Raw genomic sequence first — 25,568 nt, 5'->3', positions numbered from 1 at the left:
TCATAAACGACCCGAACGCATAAGGGGTATTGACCATTTTAATGATGTCTCGCCTTTCATTGGATGACTGGGCAGAAGCGCCATTTTCCTAAAGCATTGCTTAAAATCTAAAATATTGACTATCCATTTTTTACGAACGATTAACACGAATCGGGCACAATCCTTAACACTTGTCCTATATAATGTTGTGAAACCTTGGACGTCAGAAAAATACAAAGGGGGGAAGGCTGTGAATTGGATCAGACATAAAAGTCGCAGTGTATTCTTTAAGATTTTTCTGAGCTTTCTGGCCATCATCGTGTTATTCGGAATGTTCTATATGGTCATCTTCCAGCTTTTTAAGACCAGCCTGCAAAAAGAAATCATCGACACCAGCCAGCAGGCCGTTCACGATTCCGCGGAACGGTTCACCAATCAATTCAGCAGGCTTCAGGTGCTGATGTTTGATATATACAACCAATCCGAATTAATCGGCTTCAATAATCAGCTTCGCAACCAGGCGGGAAACGAAGTGAATTACTTGAAAGCCCGAGATGTGATGATGCAGATGCGGAGCGATATTTATAACGCGTTATTCTTTCTGGAGGATACCCTGATTTATCTTCGGGAGTTTGATTTTGTACTGAGCAAATCCGGAAGCGGCGATGCTTCCTATATGTTCAATCGTTCCTATGCAAGTTCGATGTATCCTTATTCATTCTGGAGCAGCTACGAAGGCCATCAGGAGTCCTTCAAACTCCTCCCTGCATCAACCTATCGAATCAACAACGATTTGTCCGAGAAAAAACTGATGCCCTTTGTCTATAAACAGCCGGATAGTCCTTATGAGGTCATTGCCCTCATCGATATCGACAAGGCTGCCCAGTCCTTCTTCGGCGAGTCGGTTGATCGTGCACTCGCCATTCTGAATGCCGAAGGCCAAGTGCTGTATACGCTAGGCTCCATGAACCAAGATCAGCTTCCGTCGTTTGAAGCCGGACAGAAAGCCGTGCTGAAGGATGGAACCTACTATTTTGCCGAAGCCGGATCCGACGGACTGACCTATGTCTCGGCCGTACCTTACAGCCATGTCTCTTCTCAGTTAAGCCGGTTAACCGGCGGTTTGCTGCTCATCTTCTGCCTGTCGCTTGGCGTGGCCCTTGCCGCTTCCTATTTCCTCAGCCGCAGATTGCACAAGCCCGTGAAGCAGATTCTAACCACCGTGCTGAACAGAGCCAACAGTACATCCATGCCGGAATCCGGCACCATCACGGAGTACGATCTGATCCAGAACCGTATTCAAGAGCTGTTCCGGGAGAAGGAAGAAATACGGGAGCGCATGAACAAGCATAAATCGGTTCTAACCAGTTACTCTTATATCAGTCAGTTGAAGAGCATCAATACCGATATCAGCGAGTGGGAGGACTTCCTGTCGGATGACGGAAGCTTTATCGTGGTTTTGTATCACATCCGTTTCCGGATGAATCCGGTTTATGAGCTCCCCCTCCAGACCGATCAGGCTGTGCGCCATATCCTGGAGCATATTCATCTGATCACGGCTGAGCGCTATCCGGGGTCTCATACGTTCCAGATCGAAAAGAACGAGATTGTATCTATCTTTAAACGGGAGGAAGCCGCCCGCCTGGAGGATCTTCTGCTGGAAATCAAGAACATGTTAAACGAGGAAAAGGAATTGTTCCTGGTCACCATCGCCGTCAGTTCCCAGGTGAGCCATTCGTCCGAATTCAATCAAGCCTACCATCAGGTCAAAGGACTGGCTGCGCAGGCACAGCTCCTGGAAGAATCCCAGATGGTAACCAAGCAGCGGGTTCTTCCAACCACCGTCAATCTGAGCCCGTCACAGGAAAAAGGACTGCTGGACGCCCTGCAATCCGGCAGCGACAGCCGCTCCTTGCAGATCATCGACCAGGCGCTCGAAGCAATGCAGCGTAAGGAGGCGGGCATCGCGCAATTTCGTTTCTTCGCCGATTCGGTCGCTTCCAAGATTCTAAGCTATATGGAGATGGCCCAGATAGATAAAACTTCTGTCCAATCCCTGAAGCGGTGGAGCGCAAGGCTGGCAGAATGTCATTGTTTATCTGATTACCAGGGGGTATTCCGTCAGCTCGTCGAAGCCTCCTGCGCCCTCATTCGCAAGAAAAAGGATACCGGCGACGAGCCGCTCATCGCCATGTTCATGAACATCATCCATAACCAGTATGCCGATGATCTGTCTCTCGACTATTTGTCAGCCAAGCTGAACTTGTCGAGCGCCTACCTCTCCGTCTATATCAAGGAGAAGACCGGTCTTAACTTCAGTGATCATCTGCTTGGCATCCGCATGAACAAAGCGAAGGAACTGCTGGCGTGCACAGACTTGACCGTTAATGAGATCAGCCAGCGTGTCGGCTATCTCAACATTACTTCCTTCAACCGGACGTTCAAGAAGGCCACCGGCATAACGCCGGGCGCTTACCGCCGGCAGCATGTGGTGCAGACCCATGCGAGCGGTTAAAGGTCTATCTTAACAACAGGGCCCTTCGTTCCGCTATACAGCGGAACGAAGGGCCCTGTTATTCTAATATGGATCGCTATCCTTTATCCAACCCGATGCCTTTCCCAAATCGCTTTGCTTCGTGATAATAGTAACTGGCTATGCCAATATCGAATATCGCTAACCCCATAGGGTTGAAGAAAACCGTTTCATGATCGTCGTAAGCCGCCAGGCCGTCACGACATAGAATATCTGAAAGCGTCAGGACGTCGGATTCCTGCAATCCCGTCATCAGATGCAGTTGTTCCACATCCGTGTTCTCACGGCAAACCTCCATCCATTCATCGACAACAATGGCCTTGACCCCGGCTACGCTGTCTGTTGTATAATCCCGCAGCGACACATTGAGAAGCAGCATCCCCTTCGATGGCTTCTCATTGATATATCGCTCTTCCGAGACGGTGCATGTGGCAAGAACATCGGCGTTTCGGTAGACAGGCTGCCAAGTATCCGCAATATCTGTGATGTTCCGAACCTCCTCAGGAACGGTTGCCGGATCGATGCCTTTGAGATCGTATAGATGCACACGTTCCAAGCGATCCCCCAGCAGCGCCCTGCACATCGCGAGGTGCATCTGCCCCACTGGCCCCCAGCCAATGATACCGATCCGTACGCTCTCGAGCCGCCTGGCTTCAATGAAGGCTTTCAGCATTAACCCGCTTACCGCGGCTGTCCTCAAACCATTCAGCAATCCGCTATATATGACAGCCACGGGCTCACCGGTCAACGGATGATTAAGGATTATCGTGTTATGCGCTCTCGGCAGACCATTCAGGCTATTGCCCGGGAAGCTTGCGATCCACTTGATGCCGGACATATTTACATTTCCTCCAACAAAAGCTGGCATGGCAATGATTCGATTCTCGGGGGCGCGAAAGCGTAAATACGGCTTTAGCGGATGAACGCAGTCCCCGTTCTCTTTGATCCTGATGATTTCATCTATCTTTTGAATCAGCGTTGACCAATCCATCCCGATTTCACGTATGTGTCCGTCATGTAAATAAATCATGATCTATCCTCCAAAGAGAAAGAACCGGGTCCACACCAAACTCCTGCTGTACCCATATATCGTTATACACCGTGTCCAAATACCTTTCACCACGATCAGGTAAAATTACCGCACATAACGCTCCTTCAGGGATGCTGCCCGACATTCGCTGGACTGCTGAGATGACCCCGCCAGATGAAGCGCCGGCGAGAATCGACTCGTACCGAACCAGATCCCGGCAGCCCCGTATGCAATCTAGGTCCGACACGTACTCTATGCGGTCCGCTATATCCTCGTGGTATAAAGCCGGCGTTATGCCGGCACCCAGTCCAGGCAATTTCCGCGGACCTTTCTCTCCTCCAAAAATAACGCTTCCCTTTGCATCCACAGCCACAACTTGGGTAGACCACTGCCGATCCGCAATATACTCTCTGCATCCCCGGATCGTGCCGCATGAGCTAGCCCCGCAAAACAAATAATCAATCTCGCCCAACCGCTCAGCGATTTCCTGCATGGTGGTTTCTTTATGGGCCAAATAGTTGTCCGGATTACCGTATTGATTGGTCCAGTAAGCATTAGGCATACGGTGAACCAGTTCATTAACCCTTCTTATTCGTGCAGGCAGAAATTCACCGGTTTCCTTGTCGGGCTCCGTGACCAGTTCAAGCTCCCCGCCAAAGCTGCGAATGATGCGGCGATGCTGATCGGTTGTGCGCGGATCAATGACACAGATGAAACGCAGCCCCAAGTAGTTGCAGAGTTGTGCCAGGCTGATGCCCAGATTGCCTGAGCTGGATTCAATGACGACCGTGCTCGGCGTGATCTCGCCGCGGCGCATGGCCTCCCGAAGCATATGAAGCGCCGGTCGATCCTTGGTGCTTCCTCCGGGATTCATCCACTCCAGTTTTCCGTATACATCAAACGAACGGTTGTTAAACAATCGACTAAGGCGGATTAATGGAGTGACACCGATCACGCCTGCAATCCCGTCTTGAAGTTCCAAGGTCATTCTCCTTATTTACTCGTACCATATTTTTTTATGTTTAACCGATGTCGTACCTGCTCCTGGCTCACCATCTCCGCGAATCACCTGGATTTCGCCAAGGATTCCGGACTGTATCATCGTACCGATCTCGGGAATCTGCTGCTCGATATCATGCTTGATCCTCTGTAATATCGCTTGCACTGCCGTGGAATGGAATATATACACGATCAAGGCGTTATGAGCCACCTTCACCTGAACGCTGCCCGCATGCAGATGGCGCAAGGCGACATTTTCAATATCATAGATGCTGATCTTCTCTCCATGCTTCAGATCTGGTCCGATTCGCTTAACGATGCTGCTAAAGCTTTGACGGAGTCTTCCATCCACCATCACTGGGCGCAAATCGCGCACTACGTCGTAGGTGACATAGCGAATGGCGGGAAAAGCTTCCCGATAACCCGATGTCAGGACGAGCACGGATTCCTCCGGATTGACAAGCGGTTCAAGATCAGCGTCCAGTTGCTCCGGGCGTACTCCCTCGGCAAGCAGTCCGTCCGTCAGAAGATATCGCCCGTGTTCATGGGAGTAATAAGCAATCGTGCCAATCTCGATGGAACCGTACGTATCCGTAATATGGTCTGCACCGATTCCGAGCCGTTTGGCGGTAAGCTGAATCCAGGCAGGGGAAGCCATTTCGCCAACCAGTATGACGTGACGGATGCCATATACGGTCGCGTCAATCGAAGCGTTCAGGATGCGATCCAGTATCGACGGCATCGTATATAGCACCTCCGGCTTGCACAGTGCGAGCCGCTCAAGATGCTGCTCAATCGGCGCCTGAAAGGGGATCGATTCGGCGTTCATACCTAAGCGGCGGAACACCTCGATCGACGTTGCCTCCGCGTGCCCGGTACCCATATCCGCAATAGCCGATCGATATTGGCCGGATCCAAGAATCTGCCGGTACACCTGGAGCTTAAACCGAATATAATCCTCTTCATCGGCTTCAGAGTAATAGATCGCTTTGCGCCGACCCGAACTCGTGCCGGAAGTACGATAATAATGAACATCACTTCGAGCTGCCAACGGATTGTCGTCCGTATAGTATAACTCCTCCAGCACGGTGTGCGTCATCAGCGGTAGATGCTCCAGTTCTAACCTCGGCTCCTGAGCCATCTCATCGAGCGCTCTTCCGATGCTCCCCCGTACCCAGCCCTCATACCATGGCATATAACGACGCGAGCGGACCAAGGCTTGCTGCAGAATGTTGGAATCCCGCACTTCGCTTCCCCCTTCGACAGATTGGAGTCCACTACCCCTGACAATAGTCTATGTCGCTTCCTTCATTTCGTTCGATTCCCCCTATAGAAAAAAAGCTGCACGGTTACACTTTGACCGCCAGCTTCGTACAATAACACCATATCTTCCTGAAATGAGGCACATCTTATGAAAACCTCCCGATTCACGGTGAAGAGCAAGTGGACCAAAACAAAACTTCTGCAAAGCCAACAAGAGTTGGCGAAGCTCGTTCCACCCACCCAGCTGTTTTCACGGAGACATCTGTTTGACATGCTGGAGCGCTACGGCATGGTATATGTGAAACCCGATGCTGGTTCACAAGGTAAAGGGGTCATGCGCGTGGAGAAAAAGGGGGCGGCATATCAGTATCAAAACGGTATAAGAACATTGACTTGTCGTTCTTATCGAGAACTGTGCCGATCATTGAGTAAACAAATAGACAGCAAGCGCTATCTGATCCAGAGAGGAATACATTTGCTGACATATGATCATCGCCCTTTCGACCTTCGTGTCATGATTCAAAGAAACCCGGAGGGGGAATGGGAAGCTACCGGAACGGTTGGACGTGTCGCCCATCCGAGAAAAGCGGTTACCAACGGCAGCCAAGGCGGTACGATTTATGCCGCAGACCGACTTATTCGCGCAAGTGCGGATGATGCGAAGACAAACGAACTCCTTCAAGAGATTGACCGTATTGCCTTGGCAGTGGCTGCTCACATGAGCCATACTTATCCTGCATTGAACGAATTGGGACTCGACCTCGCAGTAGATCGCGACCTTACGCTCTGGATACTGGAAGTGAACACGCTCCCCGATCCATGCCCATTCACCAAACTTAAAGAGAAGGACACCATTGAAAGAATCGTGTCCTATGGAAAAGCGTACGGGCGCTACTATCCCTTGAACTGTAAAAAATCGAAGCAGGGTATGTAAGACATATTCATTTCATGTAAGGAGGAATAGCAAAAAAACCTTCGGTTATCGCAGCCTGTCGAGCCTGGGATCAGGTAAAATACCCAAACTCTATCGGCCGCGGACCAGAAGGTTTTTTCTCATGCATAAATGGACTTATTTGATATCCTTAATCTTAGTCTGCCTTTACGGATTGCTCATGAGGGACATGGGCATTGAGCGCTCTCCTCTTCCGGCTGGCAAGCCATTTCTTGCTCCAGCGCGACAACAAAGATAAGACGTTAACGTCCACCAGCCGGTAGAATACATGGGCAGCGCCAAAGATCACCGGAACCGTGATTAGACTCGTCACGATTACATTCCACCCATAGGAGAGAAATGTGCTGAACAGAAGAAATAGATGGCATCCCAGTGTACAGATGATCGTGAAGTGCAATAGATAGAGCGAGAACGATATCTTTCCCAGATAGGCAAATAACTTATGATGAAACAACGCTTGCAGCCATCTCGAATTCAGCAGGGCTATCAGAATCAGAAACGACCCGATCACATGATAAAATGCAAAAAATTCGAATCCATCCGATTCCCACACGAGAATAGAATAGATCGTTCCCTCCGGATCCAAGTATGGATAGGAGCCAAGATAAATGCCAACCGTGATCCATATGAAGGTCATCCATGGTGCATTGAAGTAAGACAGCCAATCCCGATCACTATGCTTCAAGTCTGCGAGCAGCATCCCCAGCATGAATCCCAGGTAGTAAGAATCGTTGAAGACGTAGATCAGGAGAACATATGCAGCATAACGGATCACCCGTCTCCCACACAGGACAAGAAACCCAAAAATCAGAAACGATCCGAACAGCTCATATGTCATGGTCCAGAGTACAGGATTATACTGCGATCCATACGTGAAAAAGGTATGAAACAAGCCTTCCTTCAGCATGACCAGCAGATTGTCGCTAGCCATAAACGGATCAGGCATCGAAGATAACGTCATTCCGCGTATTTTGTCGTATGCTCCGAGATCCAACACGATGATCAGATAAGCCAGGAAGACGGATACCAAGGCGGGTGCGGCCAAACGAAAATAGCGGCGAATAGCAGACGAATAAATGATGAGCCTGTCCCCGGTTTGAAAAAAACGATAGCTGAGCACATATCCGCTCAACACAAAAAACAGACAGACGGAAAAGTTGCCGTTAAACAGCAGATTGAACGGTGTTCGCGCGGCAATCCCCTCGAAAGCGAAATGCTCGATCTCCTTCCTCCCCTCAAAAACAGACGGTGCAAACACCTGAAAAAAATGAGACACAACCACAATCAAGGCAGCTAAACCTCTCAAACCATCCAAATATACAATTTTCATAACAACCCCACATTCCCCTAGAAATAGGATGTTTGCGAATGCGAAACATATTTCAAAGGGCAGGAAGAGGAATGCTGTACACGATTCGTTTTTCAGGGATAATCATCTTTAAGAAAATGGCTGACTCATAAACTGAAAGCGTTTTCTTAAATCGAAGGAAATCAATAGGGGAGGGTAAAACATTGAGTATTTATTGGAGTCAGGTTGATATTGAAGAACTAACGGGATCAGGTGTCGTTTATTTTAACTCAAAGATGGAAATGTTGGAAGGTCTTCCGTGCAAAATGTATAAATTGACCTATCAACAGAGCTTATGGACGCATTGTCATGATTATTTTCAGATTTGGTATGTGGCGAAAGGAGCATTCCAACACACCGTTAATCAAGAGGCGTACGAGATCTCCAAGGGCGATATTTTTGTTATACCTCCGTTTACCCTGCACAGCGTCAGCATTTCACCCGATGAGGACATCGAGATTTACGGATGCGAATTTATGCCAGTCTTCGTGAACGAGAGATTTCAGGAAATGCCAACAGATCATACTTTTTTCGATGTGGGGTTTCTGGAATACTTTCTGCGCAAGGAAATGAACGCCCAATCCAAAATAACGCTGGACAGCGTTACCGACGTAACGGTCCAAAATGTCTTGAAGGACATGCTGATTGAATACGAGAGACGAACCCCTTTTTTTCAAATCTCGCTCAAAGCGAAACTGCTTGTCCTCCTCTCGATTCTGGTACGGCAGGTCAACGGTGAACTGCTCAGAGAAGGGTTCGAGAAATCAGAGAAATACCGGGGAATCATGACAAGAGTCGTTGATCATATCCATAACCACTACCAGGAAGATATGAATCTGAATGATCTATGCAACCTTTCAAATTTATCAAGGTCCACGTTCTGCATCCTCTTCAAAGAATGGACAGGCAAAACATTCAACCGGTATCTCACCGACCTGAGGATTCTGCAGGCCATGATGATGCTGAAGCAGCCGGAGTTAACCGTTACGGATGTTTGCTACTCCACCGGATTTAATGAACTCTCCTATTTTTGCAGAATCTTCAAAAAATACACGGGCATCTCCCCCACCGACTTTCGTAAACAAGCGATCAAATAGAACGTTTAATGCCATACGATAATCCTATTTTTGAACACGATAGTGAAATGAAATGATTTTTTTACATGCTACGATATCCATAATTCTTACAAATAACTGGATCAGGGCCGGTTGTTTAGTCAACTGTTTTGGGGAGGGAATTGATAGAACTTCGATTACGATTACACGATTGTACACGATTGCTCAAGGGGAGGAAGAGGAATGAAGAAGAAACATTTGATATGGAGTCTTATTCTATTGTTCTCTATCGCAACAGGATGCTCTGGCGGTAATCCGCCGCAATCGGGCAGTGATGCTGGTGACAAGCCATCCGATAATCCGCCTGCCCAGGATGCCGTAACGCTCGACTTCTGGTACGGATGGACCGGACCGGAAGCGGAAGCGCTGGAACGATTGATTGCCAAGTGGAACTCGGCCAATCCCGACATTCAAGTAAAAGGCCTATCCCAAAGCGACTATCAGAAACAGCTTACCGCGATTACCGGGGGCAATCCTCCGGACATCGCATCCCAATTCGGACAAAATGTCGTGCCATGGGGGCTGCGCGGCGCCATGATGCCGCTGGATGATTATATAACGAAGGACGGCTTGGATCTTAAAGACTTCGTGCCGGCTGCCCTAAGCACTTCCCAGCATGAAGGCAGGACATATGCGATCCCGACGGCCATGCATGTATCCATGCTGTTCTACAACAAGGATATTTTGCAGGAAGCCGGTTATGACGGTCCACCGGAAACGATAAGCGAGCTTAAAGAATATATCAAAAAGCTGAGCATCGTCGAGGATGGCGGGCGCCTCCAGCGACTCGGATTGTGGCCCGGAATGGATGCGTATACGTTCAGCTATGCCTTTAACGGATCGTTTTATGATGAAGCAGCCCAGCAGGTGACGCCGGACCATCCCGGAATCCAATCAGCCATTAAGCTCTCGAAGGAGATCTGGGATCAATACGGTTCCGATAATCTGGATCGATTCTCTTCCGGGCTTGGCCAATACATGTCAGCACAGAATCCGTTCTTCTCGGGCAAGTATGCGATGACGATCGATGGAGAGTGGCTGCCCACCTTCATCAAACAATACTCGCCTGATCTGAATTACGGAATTGCCCCGATTCCTTATGATGAGAACAACCCGGAACTTCAAAACTCCGGAAATGTGACTACCAGCGTATTCTATATCCCAAAAGGCGTCAAAAACCCGGACGCTTCCTGGAAATTCATTAAATGGATGACCGAACCGGAGCAAATGGCCGAATTTACGGCCGCCCTTGGGAATCTCCCAACGAGAAACTCTGCTTTCTCCAATCCACTCTATGAAGATGTGCCCGGATTCAAGGAATTCCTCGACTATTCGGGAAGCGAAAACCTGAGGTCCTTCCCGGCTTCCTCCTACGCGAACGAATACATGACGGAGTTCAGCGCGCAATATGATGCTATCCTCCGAGGTACCGTCAGCATGGAGGAAGGCTTGGACAAGGTAAAGGCAAAGATTCAGCCTCTGGTGAAATGATGAGCTAAGCAGGATCTGTCCAATGCAGCGATGCATTGGGCGGGGCTGCATACTAAATACTTGAAGCGGAAGGAGAATCGCGAAGATGAGAGTCTCCACAGCAGCGAATCAACGAAAGCCCATATCAGGCTGGTCCAGGAAGGAGCGTCATTATGTATATCTTGGCCTGGCGTTCGCCTCTCCTTGGATTATCGGCTTTCTGGCTTTTACGGTCTATCCGTTCTTCGGTTCGCTCTATCTGAGTCTGACCGAATACGATTTATTCAGCCCTCCCAAGTGGGTAGGGCTTCAGAATTACGAGCAAATTTTTGCGGATGACCGCTTCTATAAGTCGCTCGGTAACACCTTTTTTATGGCGTTCATATCCGTGCCGATCACGCTGACCGTCTCTCTGCTGATTGCCGTGATGCTCAATTTCAAAGTAAAGGGGATCAATTATTACCGCACCATCTTCTACCTTCCATCCGTCATACCGATCGTTGCAAGCGCTCTATTGTGGACATGGATGCTGAACCCCGACTTCGGTTTGGTTAACATGGCACTTCGCACTCTCGGTTTAACGGACCCGGCGTGGCTGCTGGATCCCCGTTATACGAAACCGTCTCTTATCCTGATGAGCCTGTGGGGTTCGGGTGCGGGCGCATTAATCTTCCTGGCCGCCCTCCAGGGCGTGCCGAGGCAATATTATGAAGCGGCTCAGGTGGACGGAGCGAACTGGTGGTACCGGTTCTGGAAGATTACGGTCCCTGCCCTGTCCCCGATCATTCTTTTTCAGCTCATCATGGGTTTAATCGGAGCCTTTCAAATTTTTACGGAGTCTTATATTCTGGCAGGAGGCAAGGTGGATGGAAGTGGCTCTTTGGGCGGTCCGGAACAGTCTCTGCTGTTCTATGCGGTCAATCTGTATCAGGAAGCCTTTGTTTTTCTGAAAATGGGATATGCCTCGGCGCTTGCCTGGATTCTGTTTATTATCGTATTGCTGATTACGTTCATCCTGTTAAAAACATCAGGCCGCTGGGTCTATTACGGAGGTGAGTAACATGGCTGTCAAGTTGCGAGTGATCTTACCGCATGTAGTCCTTCTTCTATTCGCTGTTATCTTCCTGTTCCCATTTGTATGGCTGGTGATGACCTCGTTGAAGACGCCGGAAGAAATACTCAAGTTTCCGCCGAGTATTCTGCCTGAAACGTTCCAATGGTCGAATTATAAAGAAGCCCTTCAAGCCATTCCTTTTACACGCTATATGATGAACACGTTTCTGATTTGTATGGTGAATATCATCGGTCAGCTATTCTCTGCACCGCTGGTAGCCTACTCGATTTCCCGCATTCCTTGGAGGGGCCGAAACATTATCTTTACCATCGTGGTGGCGACCATGATTCTGCCGGCTCAAGTGCAGATGATCCCGCAGTACATCATCTTCACCAAGCTCGGCTGGGTGAATACGATCATGCCGCTGACCATCGGCGCATTCTTCGGAGCACCGTTCTTCATCTTTTTGCTTCGGCAATTCCTGCTTGGCGTACCGACCGAGTTGTCAGAGGCTGCCAAAATTGACGGGGCTTCGGAGCTGCGAATTTATGTCCAGATCATCATGCCGATCCTGAAACCGGCTCTGGCTACCGTCGCTTTATTTTCTTTTGTGTGGTCGTACGTGGATTTCATGGGACCGCTCATTTATTTGAACGATTCGGCAAAATGGACCATCACCGTCGGCCTGCAAAGCTTTCAGCAGGATCACGGGGCGCAGTGGGAGAAACTGATGGCGGCTTCCACCATCATGGCGATTCCCATGATCCTGATCTATTTCTTCGGACAGAAGTATTTCATGAAATCGGGATCGGCGTTGACTGGGTTTAAATAAGCTGGACCTTTGGAATGAATGCCTTCTCTTCCATAGTGGTTCGGTCCTGCTGACCGGCTATGAACACGGAAGAGAAGGTTTTTTACGTTTCCAAATCGAAATAAAGGGATGTGGAAGAAACCAATATCAACAAACCCAAAGGATGAGAATCATGCCTCTTCGTATCACGACCATGACCGAATCGTTCGCCGATCAAATCATGTTATGGAACTATGAACCTCCCTATGACTTCTACAACAGCGAGCCGGATGAGGAGTTTCGGAAAGAACTCCTTGAGTGTTCCTATTACGCCATACTCGATGAGGAAGGGCAGCTCTTCGGCTTTTGCTGCACAGGCTCATCAGCCCAAATTCCGATTGCGATCCCGTTAGGTGCATATGACGAGGATCTGCTGGATTTTGGACTTGGCATGAAACCGGAATCGACCGGACAAGGTCGGGGAAAAGAGTTCCTCTCGTTCGTGCTGTCGTCCATCGCTGAAATTCACAATCGCCAATCGTTTCGACTGACCGTTGCCAAATTCAACGAACGAGCCATTCGCTTGTATACCCAGCTGGGTTTCACGGAAGTAACATCGTTTGATTATGGCGGCACTACGTTCATAACGATGATTAAGATGCCGGTCTCTGGATTGTGAAATAAAGAGGGTGATCCCGCTGCGGGATCACCCTCTAGTTTGTTATTGGTAAATATCGCTAACTTCCGGATTGGGTCATATCACCCGGATTAGTCGTTTCCACTCCAAGCAATGGAGCAATAGCCGATTCTTAACCGCTATTCAATAGCGATGTAAACGTCCACCATGGTATGGGCAGGATCAAACTGCCGCATATCATAGCGTTCATAATCGCCCGTATACGTCCTTTTTTCGGCTGATTGCTGGAAGTAACTCCAAATTTCATACCACACCTCAGGGACAACTTCCATCAAAGGGCCACGTCTTGTCCGGAATACCATGTACTTGGCTGCTGGGACGGACGCTTGCTGCAGTTCCTCCGAAGACGCTGCAGCAGCCACGTCTTCCTCTATCCTGTTGCCGATAATCAAGGTGTATTCCCCAGATGCGTCGCTTTCGTAATCGGTGTACAAAGCATATATGGCTTGATCCTTATCAGATAACTGTGTTTGCAAACCGCTTTGGAAATACCGGTCCCATAACTGCGGTATCTTGCCTTGCGGTCCTGCCTCCGCTTCATTCGTCGTTCGAACGCCGACACCCTGAATGGACATGGCGGGTCTAACTTCTATAAATCGTTCACTCTGATTCTGATTGCTATCACTCATGTGTATCCTCCTTAAAATGAATATATCTCTATTCTAAAGAGGTAACGTGGACATCTATCTGTCCTGGTTATCGTAGCGCTGCATAATCAATTGTGCTCTTCGTTTCACTTCCTCGGCCGCTTCGCCCGGCTGCTCAACCAGCACCTGATCACCAAAGCTTAGAATCATGCCGTAAAACCACTCATCCAATTTGTATAACACGTGAACGCGTAAAGAGCCGTCCGGGTTGACAGTTACTTGTTCCGGCGGAAAAATATCCGCTACCCGCTGACGCGCGGCTGCTTCGAATAACAGCACAGTCTCCTGCTCCTGTGCGCTCGACCAAGAAGCATCCCATTCTAATCGTTCCATGCTCGGTATCATTCTTGTCTCCGAAGTCTCATCCAGCATCTCGATATGCTGCATGCGCGATAATCGAAAGATTCGATGGTCTTCCCGCTCCAGACAAAAGGCTTGTACATACCAAATATTGCCCTTCAGTATCAAGGATGCCGGTTCAATGGTTCTTCGCTCCGCGTTGCCCTGCGTATCAATATACTCCATCTCGACCCTGCGCTTTTCTTGAATAGCCTTTTTGAGCAAGCCCACGGTGGGTTTCAGTCCTTGACGCTGTCCCCAAGGCTGAAAGTCCATGACCACAGGTTCCCTCCGATATTCATCGCCAAGCCCCTGCTCTACCCTATGCAGCAGCGCTTTTACCTTCTCAAGCAGGATGCCCATCTGCTGATCATCCAGTGCACTGCTCATCCCTTTGACGGCTGTAACCAGCGCACTCATTTCCTCAGCGGACAGCCAGTACTTGTCGATCATATAATGCTCCATAATTTCAAACCCGCCGGATATCCCCTGGTGAGCAACAATCGGAATCCCGGCTTGGCATAGCGTATCCATATCGCGATATATGGTTTTGCTCGATACTTCAAACCGATCGGCCAACTCCTTGGCGCTCAGTCTCCCCCGGTTCAGAAGCAGGACGGTTATGGCTAATAGCCGGTCTATTTTCATTGCATGCGATCCTTTCGCCTCTCCATCATTCATGTTCTTCCTTAACTCAAGCTTAACAGATTTGGCATGTGTTCATGTAACCGTTAGGTCAGGTTCAGATGCTCGTTAGCCTGTTATGCTACAATGATAGGCACGGCAATCAAGTCAAAGGACGGGATGAAACGATCCATCCCCAAGAACGTAGACATACATAAAAGATGAAAAATGTACGAATCTGTAACATCAAGGAGGAACATACATATGGACAATCGACTTGACGCCATGCGCAGGTGTCACCCGGACTCCGTAACGATCTCCCGCATAACGGGTTTCATTACGGATGGGGTTATTCTACTCGCTGCAGCAGCCTATCTGATTATGGCTGCTATATTCGGGTGGACCCTGATACCGGGCTGGATCACCATCGGACTTTTGGTTCTCGGAGCCTGGTTTACTTGGGCCGTGCCCTCTTTCACCTACAAACAATTCGGCTTCAAGGTAAGCGAGGAAGAATTGGAGCTTCGCTCCGGCTGGATCTGGCTCAGTGACACCCTTGTCCCGATGACGCGGGTACAGCATGTCGAGCTGGAACGGGGACCGCTCCTTCGTAAATATGGCTTAGCAAGGTAAAGGTCGTTACCGCCGCAACGACTCATGTCATTCAGGCGCTCAAGCTGGAAGAAGCAGAGGAATTGAAAAAACAGATCGGCGAGCTGGCAAAAGTGGTGGATCACGATGAATGAACCGACAAGACTTCACCGGCTGTTCATCCTGTTCCCGCTCGTAAGCAGCGTTAAATCACTCATTCCGATCGCCGCTCTGGTATCCATCAAATTCCTTAACGGAAAATCGCTGCGCGACATCCCCTGGTACTGGCTGTCCGCCGTCATCGTCATCCTGGTCTCGCTTCTGCTTCTGTACGGGTATCTAAAGTGGAAACGCTTCGTCTATACGTTAGAAGAAGACAAAATCCTCATTCGCCGCGGCGTTCTGTTCCGTGAGGAATTGTCCATCTATACGGGCCGCATTCATTCCATGAATATGGAGCAACCCTTGCTGCAGCGCATACTGGGACTTACCCAAGTCCGAATCGAAACGCCGGGCAAAACGGAAGGTGGCGGCATCCTGCCTGCCATTACCAATAGCGAAGGCGAACGGCTGCAGCGCTGGCTGCGCGAGCAAACCGTAACAAAGCAAACGGAACGGGAAGCTCACCAAGCTCATGAAAGTTCCGACCCATCCGATCAGAGCTTTTCCGCTCCGAGCGAGAGGCCATCTGTTCAACATTCGGAAACCCGAGAGAATTACGAATCCATTCAACCTTCGAATCAGAACATGAAATACGGAAGCGGTGTTTTGGAGAATTCCGATTCAGGCTCCGTTGACAGAAAGAATGCAAACGATCCAATCACCGTAGAGGAAGAACGCAGCACGCTGCTGCAACTATCCTCCGGACGCCTGCTCATTGCCGCGCTTTCCTCACCCAACCTGTCGCTGGCTTTAGCCTTTGTGGGCGGTATTTTATCTTTTGCCGATGACCTGCTCCCGGATCGGATGTACCAATCGCTGTTTCAATCGGCAGGGAAGCTGCTGCCCGGCAGTTGGATCAGCATTGCTGCTGTGGCGCTCATCATATCCTGGCTGCTCTCCGCCGTGCTCTACACGATCAAATATGCGGGATTTACCGTCGAACGCATCGGGAAACAAATCTCGGTCAGCTGCGGTCTGCTGGAGAGAAAAAGACTGCTCTTCTCTCCCGAACGCGTGCTGGCCATTACCGTTAAAGAAGGCGTATTCCGGCGCTGGTTCGGTTACGCTGAAGTGAAGGTTCATGTGCTAACGTCCGAGTCCGACAAGCATTTCATGCTTCATCCTCTACTGAAGACTGGAGATATTCCGGCACTGCTGAATCGGGTTACGCCTCAATTCAGCGCTCAGACCATTACCGCTTCGCCGCCGCCCCGCGCAAAATGGATGTACTTGCGGTGGAAGCTGGCTTTTGCCGCGGTAGTTAGTGCCGCGTGCATTTGGTATTTTGACAAGCTCGGTTTGTTATCGCTTCTGCTGCTTCCGCTCTCGTTAGCTTGGGGACTCCTTTCGCACCGGGATTCCGGACTTAATGTAACAGACAAACAGCTAACGATCCGCAGCCGTTTCATTGCTATGTCCACCAGGTATATACGCAGGCCGCAGATTATCGCCATGGAGGTTAGCGGTACCCGCAGACAGCGGAGAAGAGGGCTTCTATCCCTTCAAGTGAAGATGATATTCAGCGAGATCAACGAAAGTTTAAGCGGAATGGATCAGCGAGAGATCGAGGCTGTTCGGGCTTGGTTCCAAAAGAAAAAGGGCGAGAACTCCGCATCTGCTGAACGGAGTGGTCCCGCTTCATCAATTGAACACTTATAAACGTTCGGTCTCCGTTCTTCCTGAACGACCAAAGCCCGACAATCGGTAAACCATAAGGGTTATCACAAGAAATACGCCATATACGCCGATGGTGATGATGATGTGGGAAGGGTCGGTCATGAGATGATCCCCCACCATCGAGAACAGCAGCATGGCTGGGATTTTGCCTAACGCGGACGCGATGCTGTATGATGCGAACGTTACCTTGCTGAGAGCCGCGTACACATTGATGACAATGGAAGGAATAAACGGGATTAACCGGGTAAACAGGATGGTCAAAAAGGCGTTCCGTTCGAACATTGTTGTCACTTTTCCCAGCCTGTTATAACGGTAAAGCACCCGGTCGCCCCATTCCTGATAGCCGTATCGGATGAACATAAACATAAGGATGGAAGCGGCGGTGGAGCCGACCCAAGTGACAATTCCGCCGATGACCGGCCCCAGGGCGGCACCGATAACGCCTCCTACCACCGGATAAGGGATCACCGGAAACAAGGCCATGATGACGGCCATGAACATCATCAGCATGATACTGTCTGTCGATCGAATCCATACCAATATGGCATCGCCATAAAAGTAAACAAGACCACCTACGGCGGCGTAAACCAATGCCATTCCTAATTTCTTGAACATGCACCACACTCCAGGTCGTAATGCACCTATTGTATCACGCATATCCATTGGAACAAGCGCAAAAGGGACATCCCAAGGCTATAAGCCGGGATGTCCCTTTTGCTTGAAATGGGCTGGTCGTTCCCTGAAGCTACATGTTGCTAGGGAAGTGGAACAGCCGTTAACCGGTATGGATTAGATCCTATCGCGCTCATGTCAACTCACGGTCTGCTCGGTTTCCCTGGTGGTTTCCCTGGCGGATTCACCGGGGGCTTTCCAGGCTTACCACTATGCTTCACTTTCACCGTGACCGGTTTGCTTGGGGCACTCTCATTATGCAGACGATCAACTGCCGTCACGACATACGTATAGGTTTGTCCCTCCGCTACGGTATGATCGACAAAGAATTGCATCTTATCGGCTGTTTTTCGGAGAGTCCCTAACAAATGCGACGGATCTTGAACACTGCCGGTTCCTCTGCCATCAAAACGATAAACCGCATAATACGTCTCATCATCTGTCGACCTCCAGCTTAGCTGCACACCATCCTGCTCGTGATCAGCCTTTGGCTTCTTAGGCGAAGTCGGCGCTTCCGAATCGATCCAAGGCATCGCCGGGATCAATGCCGGATACCGATACAGATCGTTCTTCAGTCTGTCTGTAAATCCGAGCGCATTGTCCTTAAACCATTTGGAGCTGAAGTATATGCTGCCCCGGACTTCCTCAAAGTTGCGATTGTAATGGATCTGGTTCGGCATCTCTTCGGGGTTGGACCAATCGGCATTCGACCCGATTCTATATACCGCTTGTCCGCTGTATAGATGAACGTTCTTGCCGGACACCACTCCGCTCCACCAATCGATCAGCTTATCGTAAGCGGCAGCGGAATAACCGATATTCCAATAAATCTGAGGCGTGATATAATCGATCCACTCTTCTTCAACCCATTTCTTCGAGTCGGCATAGATGGCATTGTAACTCTCAAGACCATTGGTTTCAGAGCCGGTCGGATCGCTGGATTTATTTTTCCAGATACCAAACGGACTGATGCCGAATTTCACGTAACTCTTCTCTGCCTTGATGGCTTCGTTCACGTTCTGAATGAATTGATTGACGTTATTTCTTCTCCAGTCTCCCTTATTCGTAAAGGAGCCTTTGTATTGGTTAAAGGTGTCCGTATCCGGGAAATCCACGCCGGTTACGGGATACGGGTAGAAGTAATCGTCAAAATGCACGGCGTCGATGTCGTAATTCCGAACGACCTCCATGATGCCGTCGATAATAAACTGCTGCGCTTCCGGTATTCCTGGGTTGAAATACAGCTTGCCGCCATATTCTTCAACCCACTCCGGATGCTGCCTGGCCGGGTGGTTTGCTACAAGTTTGTTAACGTCTCCTTGAAGACTGATGCGGTATGGATTAAACCAGGCATGAAACTCCATGTTCCGCTTATGGACTTCCTCCAGCAGGAATGCCAGCGGATCATACCCCGGATCCTTACCCTGAACTCCCGACAGCCATTCTGACCATGGCCCGTAATTGGACGGGTAGAATGCGTCCGCCGTCGGCTTGATCTGCATAATGACCGCATTCATTCCCGCATCCTCCAACTGATCAAGCAGGCTGATAAACTGCTGCTTCTGCTGATCCGGATCGGTGACTCCTTTGGCTGGCCAGTCAATATTGTCGACGGTTGCAATCCAGGCCGCTCTCATCTCGGCTTTCGGATGCTCAGAAGCTTTGTTCACCGTGATATAGAGGGAACTGGTCTTTCCTTGGAATGTGGCTGTTACTCTAGCGGAACCTATCTTCAAGCCGGATACCACTCCTTTATCATCGACAGCGGCTACATCCGGATGACTGCTGGTAAACGTAACGCCTTCCGTTATGATCACCGGCTCCTCCATCCAGGAGTAGGTTGCGGACACCGCCGTCTCGAAGGAGTCTCCAACCGTAACCGCTGTAAGTCCTTGAAGTTCGATGCTCTGCAGAACAGGAACCGGATCCGTCACCGTAATGGCATGCTGCGTGGTTATTCCGCGGTACGAAGCCATAATGTCTGCCGTTCCTGCGGAAACTGCGGTCAATTGACCGGTTTGATCTACCGATACAACGCCCGGTTGATGGCTTGCATAACTAATTCCTTCAGTCAGCCATACAGGGTCCGTCTGGTTTCCGTATACGGAGTAAACCACACTGGTTCTCATGTTGCCGGTAAGACTGGTCTCCATATGAAGCGGCCCCGATAACAGCAATTCTCCAGGGGCTGGCACATCCTGCGTAATATGAAGCTCATACTGAGATTTTGGTCCATCTCCGTATTCTGCCGTTATGGTTACCGTTCCCGGCGCCAATGCTTCAATAGTGTCGTATGTAGCGCCCGTGACCGTAGCGATGTTATCGTCACTGCTGGTGAGTTTCACGCCGGTTGTTAATATTGCAGGTTCCGTATGTCCTTCATAGGTTGCATATACTTGGGGCTTCGCCGTTTCTCCTACGCCCATGGGCGTCAGCCCGCCAATGTCGAGCCCGTGCACCTGGGAAGCCGTATAGAATGCGGACAACCTGTCGAAGTATACGGTACCTTTGTTTTTATTCGTGTCCTTTAATTCGGTGATATAGATTTGATTCACTTTGAGAGGAGCCTTGATGGTAGAGGGGACGTTAAATTTGACGTATTTCCAGCCCTTCCAGCTAAAACCGGAGGTAGAGGTTAAATCCACAGCATGCTTGCCGCCGGAAGCGTCCTGAAGCTGAGCCCGGAGCCAGTGGTTCCCGCCATCGCCGTAAACCCATAAACCGAGTGCAGTCGGTGAACCGGGGACGCTTCTGCCGGTAGAACCGTCCGGATCTTTGAAGTTGAGATAAGCCGCCGAGGTACCGGATTCGCTGCCCACAAAATCATACGTTAGAGCTGCAGCGTGATGTCCATAATAGATTGGTTCCGGCCTCCCCACTACATCCAGCTGAGCCTTTCCCCTTACGGAGGTTGCGGACATATTTGTTACCGATTCGAAATTTTCAATCACAACAGCGCGTGGATCTCCGGCGTCTGCGTCTACATCAACGGAACTGCTGCCCCATGCAGAAACAGCTGTACTGAACATCATCGCTAACGCCAGCGTCATGCACAGGATCGGCCTGCTGCTTCGATAGACATGTCTTCTGGTTTTCATTCACTAATTCACTCCCTACTTTTATGAATGCGCTTACTATTCGTTGAACCCGAATACGATTACGATTCGAATCGGCGCCCCCCACCTCCTACCTCTGTCGCTAAAAGTAGATGATCGGCATGGATTCGAACACACGCGTTCATCTCTACCTCTATCATATTGAAATTTTATTTCAAATTTCAATAGTTTTTATAAAATATAATTTTATATTTCGAGCAGGAATTTAAGCTGCCATGGCGTATGCAATCGCAAAAAAGAAGCCAACACGGGACAATCCCCCGTATTGGCTTCCTGATTCATTCAGTTCACGTGTTCAAGAAGTCCGATAATCAGCGTCACGGCTTCCGCCCGTGTTGCGAATTGCTGTGGAGCGAAGCGATTGTTACCCACACCGCCCACAAGTCCTGCATCAACCGCAGTCGCAATATACGGCGCAGCCCACTTCGGAATTTCCTTCGTATCTTTAAAGGTCAGTTTCGCTACCGAGTCGGGATTTATTCCGCTGGCACGAACGATCATCGCTACCAGCTCGGCCCGGTTCAGCGGCTTGTGCGGACCGAAGGAGCCATCCTTGTAACCGCTGATGATGCCTGCTGCCACGCCTTGCACTACAGCATCCTTGGCCCACGAAGGAATCTTGCCTGCGTCCGTGAACGTAAGCTTAGTCCCGCCTTCGGTCAGATGCAGCGCGCGGCCCAGCATAGCCGTGAATTCAGCCCGCGTCACCTGTTGATTTGGCCTGAAGGTTCCGTCCCCATACCCGTTGACAAAGCCTGCTGCCACGGCCTTATCGATGGCTGATTTGGCCCAGTGACCCGCAGTATCCTTCAGCGCCGGTGGATTCCCATTACCCGAATCCGTACCGGGGTTGCTTCCAGGCTGAGAACCTGTTTCCGATCCGTTACCCGGGTTCGTTCCATTCCCGGCACCTGAACCGTTCTCCGAGCCTGATCCTGAGCCACTTCCTGAACCGGAACCTGGATTATTGCCTGAACCAGAGTTGCTTCCTGATCCTGGATTGGATGTGCCAGGCCCCGGATTCGGTGTTCCTGGACCTGGTCCCGGACCTGGAGTTCCTGGATCGGGATTCGGCGTTTGAACATCCTTCTTCACGATACCGAATTGATCAATGATAAATGGCTGTGCACCATTGAGGTTCTGATCAATTTCATAGCTGACCGCGGTCAGCTTGCCGCCATCGATCGTAATACCGACGAAGTTTTGTACCTGGCTGCGTTTCGGACGCCGGTTATCGCTCGGATCCGGTCCGTATTTGGCCGCATGATTTTCTTCCGCGCGTTCAAACAGTCCGTAGTATGCATCCCCAAGCTTCTCGCTCGGATTCTTATAATAAACTTTCGGTCCTGCGGTTGCCGGAATCAAATAGATTGTACCGTCAGGATTCACCGAGTATTCCAGCTTCTCACCGTTTAGCATCTCCGTAATCTTCCCCGGCTCTGCCGCTTTGCCGTCAGCCTTGATCGGTTTGGTGCGGGCATAAATATGATCATGACCCTGCAATACAAAATCAATGCCGAGCTCTGCCATTAACGGAGCAATCTTGGACCGGACGCCATTAGCACCCATAATATCGGAGTCCGTGGCATGATTCGACGTGGTGTACGGACCTTTATGAATATTGACGATCACCCACTCCGCTCCGGCTTTTTTAGCCTTCTGCACATCTTGTTTGAGCCATTCCACCTGCTCGACAGAGAAATTATCGTACACGTCCGAGTCCTCATTGGAATTCAACACAACGAAATGCGCGTTGCTGTAATCGTATGAGTAGTACGCTCCAGTCTCGGTTGCCGAATTATCCGGCTGCTGTACATTGAAATGTTCGATGAAGGCGTAGTTTTCATCCTCGTGGTTACCCGCAGATGGCACCAGCGTCGTATGGAGCAAGCTTTCCTGCGAATGACCTAACAGCCAATTCCACTGTTCTTCCTTGACGCCCTTGTCTACAATATCGCCGTTATGGACAACGAATTGCGCTTCCGGCACGGTAGCCAGCGCCTTGGCAAGTGTCTCGGATGAAAGCACCGCTTCATCTTCTGCCTTCGCCTGCGTATCGGCCAAATCAATGAACGTGAACGCTCCTTTCTCCGGCGCAGTCCGGAAGGTTCCCGTCTCACTCCAAACCCCAAGCGCTGCATCCCCTACGCGGAAATCGTAAGACGTATTGGGCTTGAGTTTCGTTGCTTCCGCTTTATGCACAAGTTCTGCTGCTGAATTAGTAGAAGCAGCCGAACGTCCTTGGAACGTGATCCCATTCGTAAAGTCAGGAGCGACAGCAGACTTCTCCACGATCTGAAGGTCACTGCCTGTCACCTGCTGGGATGTATACCAGGTGAAACCCTTGGATGTTTTGGCATCGCCGTGGAACGTAACCGTCACTTTGCTCACTTTTTCCTGAACAGGATCCGGCTTCGTCTCCTTCATGATTCCAAACTGATCCACGATAAACGGCTGCCCGTTCATCTGATTCTGATCGATTTCATACGTCACAGCTGTCAGCCTGCCACCGTCGATCGTAAACCCGACAAAGTTCTGAACCTGGCCTCTGGCAAGGCTGGTTGTATTTCCGTACTGGCGGGCGTGGTTCTCTTCGGCGCGCTCAAACAAATTGAAATATGAATCACCCAGCTCCGGCTTCTGGTTCTTGAAATAAACCTTGGCTCCTGCGGTGGCAGGAATCATGTAGATGGTTCCATCCGGCTTAACTGCATATTCGATGTTCTGCCCATTAAGCATCTCGGTAATTTTCGTGACATCCTCGGCGGTTCCGTCGCTCTTGATCGGCTTTGTCCGCGCATAGATGTGATCATGGCCCTGCAGCACCATATCAATTCCAAGCTCGTTCATCAAAGGAGCAATTTTGTTCCTTACTCCGTTCGCACCAATGATGTCACTGTCGGTTGCGTGGTTCGAAGTTGTATACGGCCCTTTATGGATATTGACGATAATCCAGTCTGCGCCGGCAGCCTTCGCTTGCTCCACATCCTGCTTCATCCACGCGACTTGCTCTGCAGAGAAGTTCGCGTACTCGGGCGAATTCTCATTGGAGTTAAGCACGATGAAATGCGCATTGCTGTAATCATAAGAGTAGTACGCGCCAGTAATCGTTGCAGCGTTGTCTGGCTGCTTCACATTAAAATGCTCGTAGAAGGCATAATTCTTATTCTCGTGATTCCCTGCGGAAGGGGCAATCGTTGTATTCAAAAGGCTGGATTGCGAATGACCCAGCAACCAGTTCCATTCCTGCTCCGATGTGCCGTTCTCCACCACATCTCCGTTATGGACAACGAATTTAGCATCTGGAATAGTGGCAAGTGCTTTGGACAAGGTAGCTGCCGACAGCATCGCCTCGTCCTCTTCCTTCGCTTGTGTATCCGTCAGATCGATAAACGTGAAGGCACCGCTGACAGGTGCCGTCTGAAAGGTACCCACCTCGCTCCACACATTCAGGCTCTGGTCCCCAACTCTGAAATAATAGGAGGTATCCGCCATTAAACCTGTCGCTTCCGCTTTATGTACATGCTCTCCCGGAGAATTCGAGGAGACGGAAGTACGACCGCTAAATGCTAGCGCCTGACTGAAGTCCGGCCCGGCCCCGCGATTCTCCACAACCTGGACATCGCTTTGGGAAGAGCCCAGCGGCGTATACCAGGTAAAGCCTTTCGCGCTGGTCGCGTCTCCATGGAAGGTTACCGTTACCTTGGAAATATCCAGTGCCGGTGCCTGCGCTAACGCGGCAAGCTCCATATCGAAATATAGATCCGAGCTGCTGTCGCTCTGCTGATGGATCTCGACCGCAATTTCGTTATTGCCGTCCTGCAAATATGTTTTCAGCGGCTCGGTCAGGTCCACGTCCCCATATATAACGGGCAGGTCCTTGCTCGAGGTCGCCTTCATGTCGTACATGATTTCGCCTTCCGGCATGCCCATGCGTCTTACTTCATGGCCATTGACGTAGAGCACGGCGCCGTCATCAATGCCGAACGTGCCGAGAATCTGGCCGTAACTGTCAATTTGGGCCTTGTTGACTTGAAGATTCGTTCGGAAATACGTCGTGCGGTGCTTGAGTTTTTTATCCGTACCATAGTCTACTATGGTGCCCAGCGGACCAAACTCCGTGGTTGCTATGCTGCTTCCGTTATCTTTATAACCGAAAGGAGCGAATCCGGATTCCCATGAGGAATCATCATAGGTGGAACGCCATACGGTTGTTAAATCTTGGCCCTGATCAAAATACTTCCACTCCGCATTGCGCTGAAGTAAGATATCAGGCTGATCCTGCGTTGCTGCTTCAACAGTGGATAAGGATCCGATTCCTGCAAATAATCCAAACACTAACGCTATGGATAACAGCATGGATAATAGCCTTTTGTACAGATGAGTAATCATGTATTCTCTCCTTTATGATGTTGGATGTGTGTGAAGCAAGACTGTCAAACAGCTCCAGCATAACAAGAGAAGATTAATAGCTTGTCATCCCAACGTAAAACTTATGTAAATAATGACA

At 50.0% G+C, this 25,568-nt stretch carries 18 protein-coding genes; 9 read left to right on the top strand and 9 right to left on the bottom strand.

Features of this window, described 5'->3' with window-relative positions; translation table 11 throughout:
• The first annotated feature begins 229 nt into the window (after positions 1-229).
• Entirely contained in the window at positions 230-2,494 is a 2,265-nt protein-coding gene (locus ACOZB4_RS28125) for a helix-turn-helix domain-containing protein (RefSeq protein WP_379415926.1), read from the top strand.
• Positions 2,495-2,570: 76 nt separating this feature from the next.
• Here ACOZB4_RS28125 and ACOZB4_RS28120 read toward each other — a convergent pair whose 3' ends face one another.
• The 3 genes from ACOZB4_RS28120 to ACOZB4_RS28110 are packed head-to-tail and all read right to left on the bottom strand — an operon-like array spanning position 2,571 to position 5,787.
• Positions 2,571-3,542: a 2,3-diaminopropionate biosynthesis protein SbnB gene (locus ACOZB4_RS28120; protein ID WP_379412943.1), complete on the bottom strand. Its 972-nt coding sequence runs from the start codon at positions 3,540-3,542 to the stop codon at positions 2,571-2,573.
• Positions 3,526-4,530, bottom strand: coding sequence for a 2,3-diaminopropionate biosynthesis protein SbnA (gene sbnA / locus ACOZB4_RS28115; RefSeq protein WP_379412941.1), 1,005 nt, complete (start codon positions 4,528-4,530; stop codon positions 3,526-3,528). The genes ACOZB4_RS28120 and sbnA overlap by 17 nt, the downstream gene beginning before the upstream one ends.
• A gap of 9 nt (positions 4,531-4,539) precedes the next feature.
• Complete coding sequence (locus tag ACOZB4_RS28110; RefSeq protein ID WP_379412938.1) at positions 4,540-5,787, bottom strand: CoF synthetase; 1,248 nt, start codon at positions 5,785-5,787, stop codon at positions 4,540-4,542.
• Between the two features lie 165 nt (positions 5,788-5,952).
• On the opposite strand from ACOZB4_RS28110, the gene ACOZB4_RS28105 reads away from it, so the two are divergent.
• A complete protein-coding gene (locus ACOZB4_RS28105) occupies positions 5,953-6,738 on the top strand; it encodes a YheC/YheD family protein (protein WP_379412936.1) in 786 nt (261 codons plus the stop codon).
• A gap of 154 nt (positions 6,739-6,892) precedes the next feature.
• Here the strand turns inward: ACOZB4_RS28105 and ACOZB4_RS28100 are convergent, their stop codons facing one another.
• A complete protein-coding gene (locus ACOZB4_RS28100) occupies positions 6,893-8,086 on the bottom strand; it encodes an acyltransferase family protein (RefSeq protein WP_379412933.1) in 1,194 nt (397 codons plus the stop codon).
• A 182-nt stretch (positions 8,087-8,268) separates the two neighbouring features.
• Here ACOZB4_RS28100 and ACOZB4_RS28095 point away from each other — a divergent pair, with 182 nt between their 5' ends.
• The 5 genes from ACOZB4_RS28095 (at position 8,269) to cpaA (ending at position 13,212) form a co-directional block, all read left to right on the top strand.
• Positions 8,269-9,201 (top strand): AraC family transcriptional regulator, encoded by a 933-nt coding sequence (locus ACOZB4_RS28095; RefSeq protein WP_379412930.1) that lies wholly within the window; start codon positions 8,269-8,271, stop codon positions 9,199-9,201.
• 201 nt (positions 9,202-9,402) lie between these two features.
• Entirely contained in the window at positions 9,403-10,710 is a 1,308-nt protein-coding gene (locus ACOZB4_RS28090; protein WP_379412927.1) for an ABC transporter substrate-binding protein, read from the top strand.
• An 85-nt stretch (positions 10,711-10,795) separates the two neighbouring features.
• Positions 10,796-11,749, top strand: a complete 954-nt coding sequence (locus tag ACOZB4_RS28085; protein WP_379412924.1) for a carbohydrate ABC transporter permease — start codon at positions 10,796-10,798, stop codon at positions 11,747-11,749.
• 1 nt (position 11,750) lies between these two features.
• On the top strand, positions 11,751-12,575 hold the full coding sequence (locus ACOZB4_RS28080; protein WP_339271129.1) for a carbohydrate ABC transporter permease: 825 nt from the start codon (positions 11,751-11,753) through the stop codon (positions 12,573-12,575).
• A 151-nt stretch (positions 12,576-12,726) separates the two neighbouring features.
• Positions 12,727-13,212, top strand: coding sequence for a capreomycin N-acetyltransferase CpaA (cpaA, locus tag ACOZB4_RS28075; RefSeq protein ID WP_379412919.1), 486 nt, complete (start codon positions 12,727-12,729; stop codon positions 13,210-13,212).
• A 137-nt stretch (positions 13,213-13,349) separates the two neighbouring features.
• Here cpaA and ACOZB4_RS28070 read toward each other — a convergent pair whose 3' ends face one another.
• Both ACOZB4_RS28070 and ACOZB4_RS28065 read right to left on the bottom strand, forming a co-directional pair.
• Positions 13,350-13,859: a GyrI-like domain-containing protein gene (locus ACOZB4_RS28070; RefSeq protein WP_379412911.1), complete on the bottom strand. Its 510-nt coding sequence runs from the start codon at positions 13,857-13,859 to the stop codon at positions 13,350-13,352.
• Between the two features lie 54 nt (positions 13,860-13,913).
• On the bottom strand, positions 13,914-14,864 hold the full coding sequence (locus ACOZB4_RS28065; protein ID WP_076323166.1) for a helix-turn-helix transcriptional regulator: 951 nt from the start codon (positions 14,862-14,864) through the stop codon (positions 13,914-13,916).
• A gap of 240 nt (positions 14,865-15,104) precedes the next feature.
• On the opposite strand from ACOZB4_RS28065, the gene ACOZB4_RS28060 reads away from it, so the two are divergent.
• The gene (locus tag ACOZB4_RS28060; RefSeq protein ID WP_379412908.1) at positions 15,105-15,473 is read left to right on the top strand and encodes a PH domain-containing protein; all 369 of its coding nucleotides are present in this window, start codon (positions 15,105-15,107) and stop codon (positions 15,471-15,473) included.
• A gap of 105 nt (positions 15,474-15,578) precedes the next feature.
• The gene (locus ACOZB4_RS28055; protein ID WP_379412904.1) at positions 15,579-17,252 is read left to right on the top strand and encodes a PH domain-containing protein; all 1,674 of its coding nucleotides are present in this window, start codon (positions 15,579-15,581) and stop codon (positions 17,250-17,252) included.
• On the opposite strand, the gene ACOZB4_RS28050 is transcribed toward ACOZB4_RS28055, so the two are convergent.
• From ACOZB4_RS28050 to ACOZB4_RS28040, 3 genes are all read right to left on the bottom strand, one after another.
• The gene (locus tag ACOZB4_RS28050) at positions 17,247-17,885 is read right to left on the bottom strand and encodes a TVP38/TMEM64 family protein (RefSeq protein ID WP_339292575.1); all 639 of its coding nucleotides are present in this window, start codon (positions 17,883-17,885) and stop codon (positions 17,247-17,249) included. The genes ACOZB4_RS28055 and ACOZB4_RS28050 overlap by 6 nt on opposite strands.
• A 200-nt stretch (positions 17,886-18,085) precedes the next feature.
• The gene (locus ACOZB4_RS28045; protein WP_379412884.1) at positions 18,086-21,040 is read right to left on the bottom strand and encodes a family 10 glycosylhydrolase; all 2,955 of its coding nucleotides are present in this window, start codon (positions 21,038-21,040) and stop codon (positions 18,086-18,088) included.
• Between the two features lie 300 nt (positions 21,041-21,340).
• Positions 21,341-25,450, bottom strand: a complete 4,110-nt coding sequence (locus ACOZB4_RS28040; RefSeq protein ID WP_379412882.1) for an S-layer homology domain-containing protein — start codon at positions 25,448-25,450, stop codon at positions 21,341-21,343.
• Positions 25,451-25,568: the final 118 nt, after the last annotated feature.

Source organism: Paenibacillus sp. NPDC058898 (assembly GCF_049316025.1).
Taxonomy (GTDB): Bacteria; Bacillota; Bacilli; order Paenibacillales; family Paenibacillaceae; genus Paenibacillus_AQ.
Note: the sequence above shows the minus strand (reverse complement) of the source record. Positions and strands in the feature narration are given on the sequence as shown.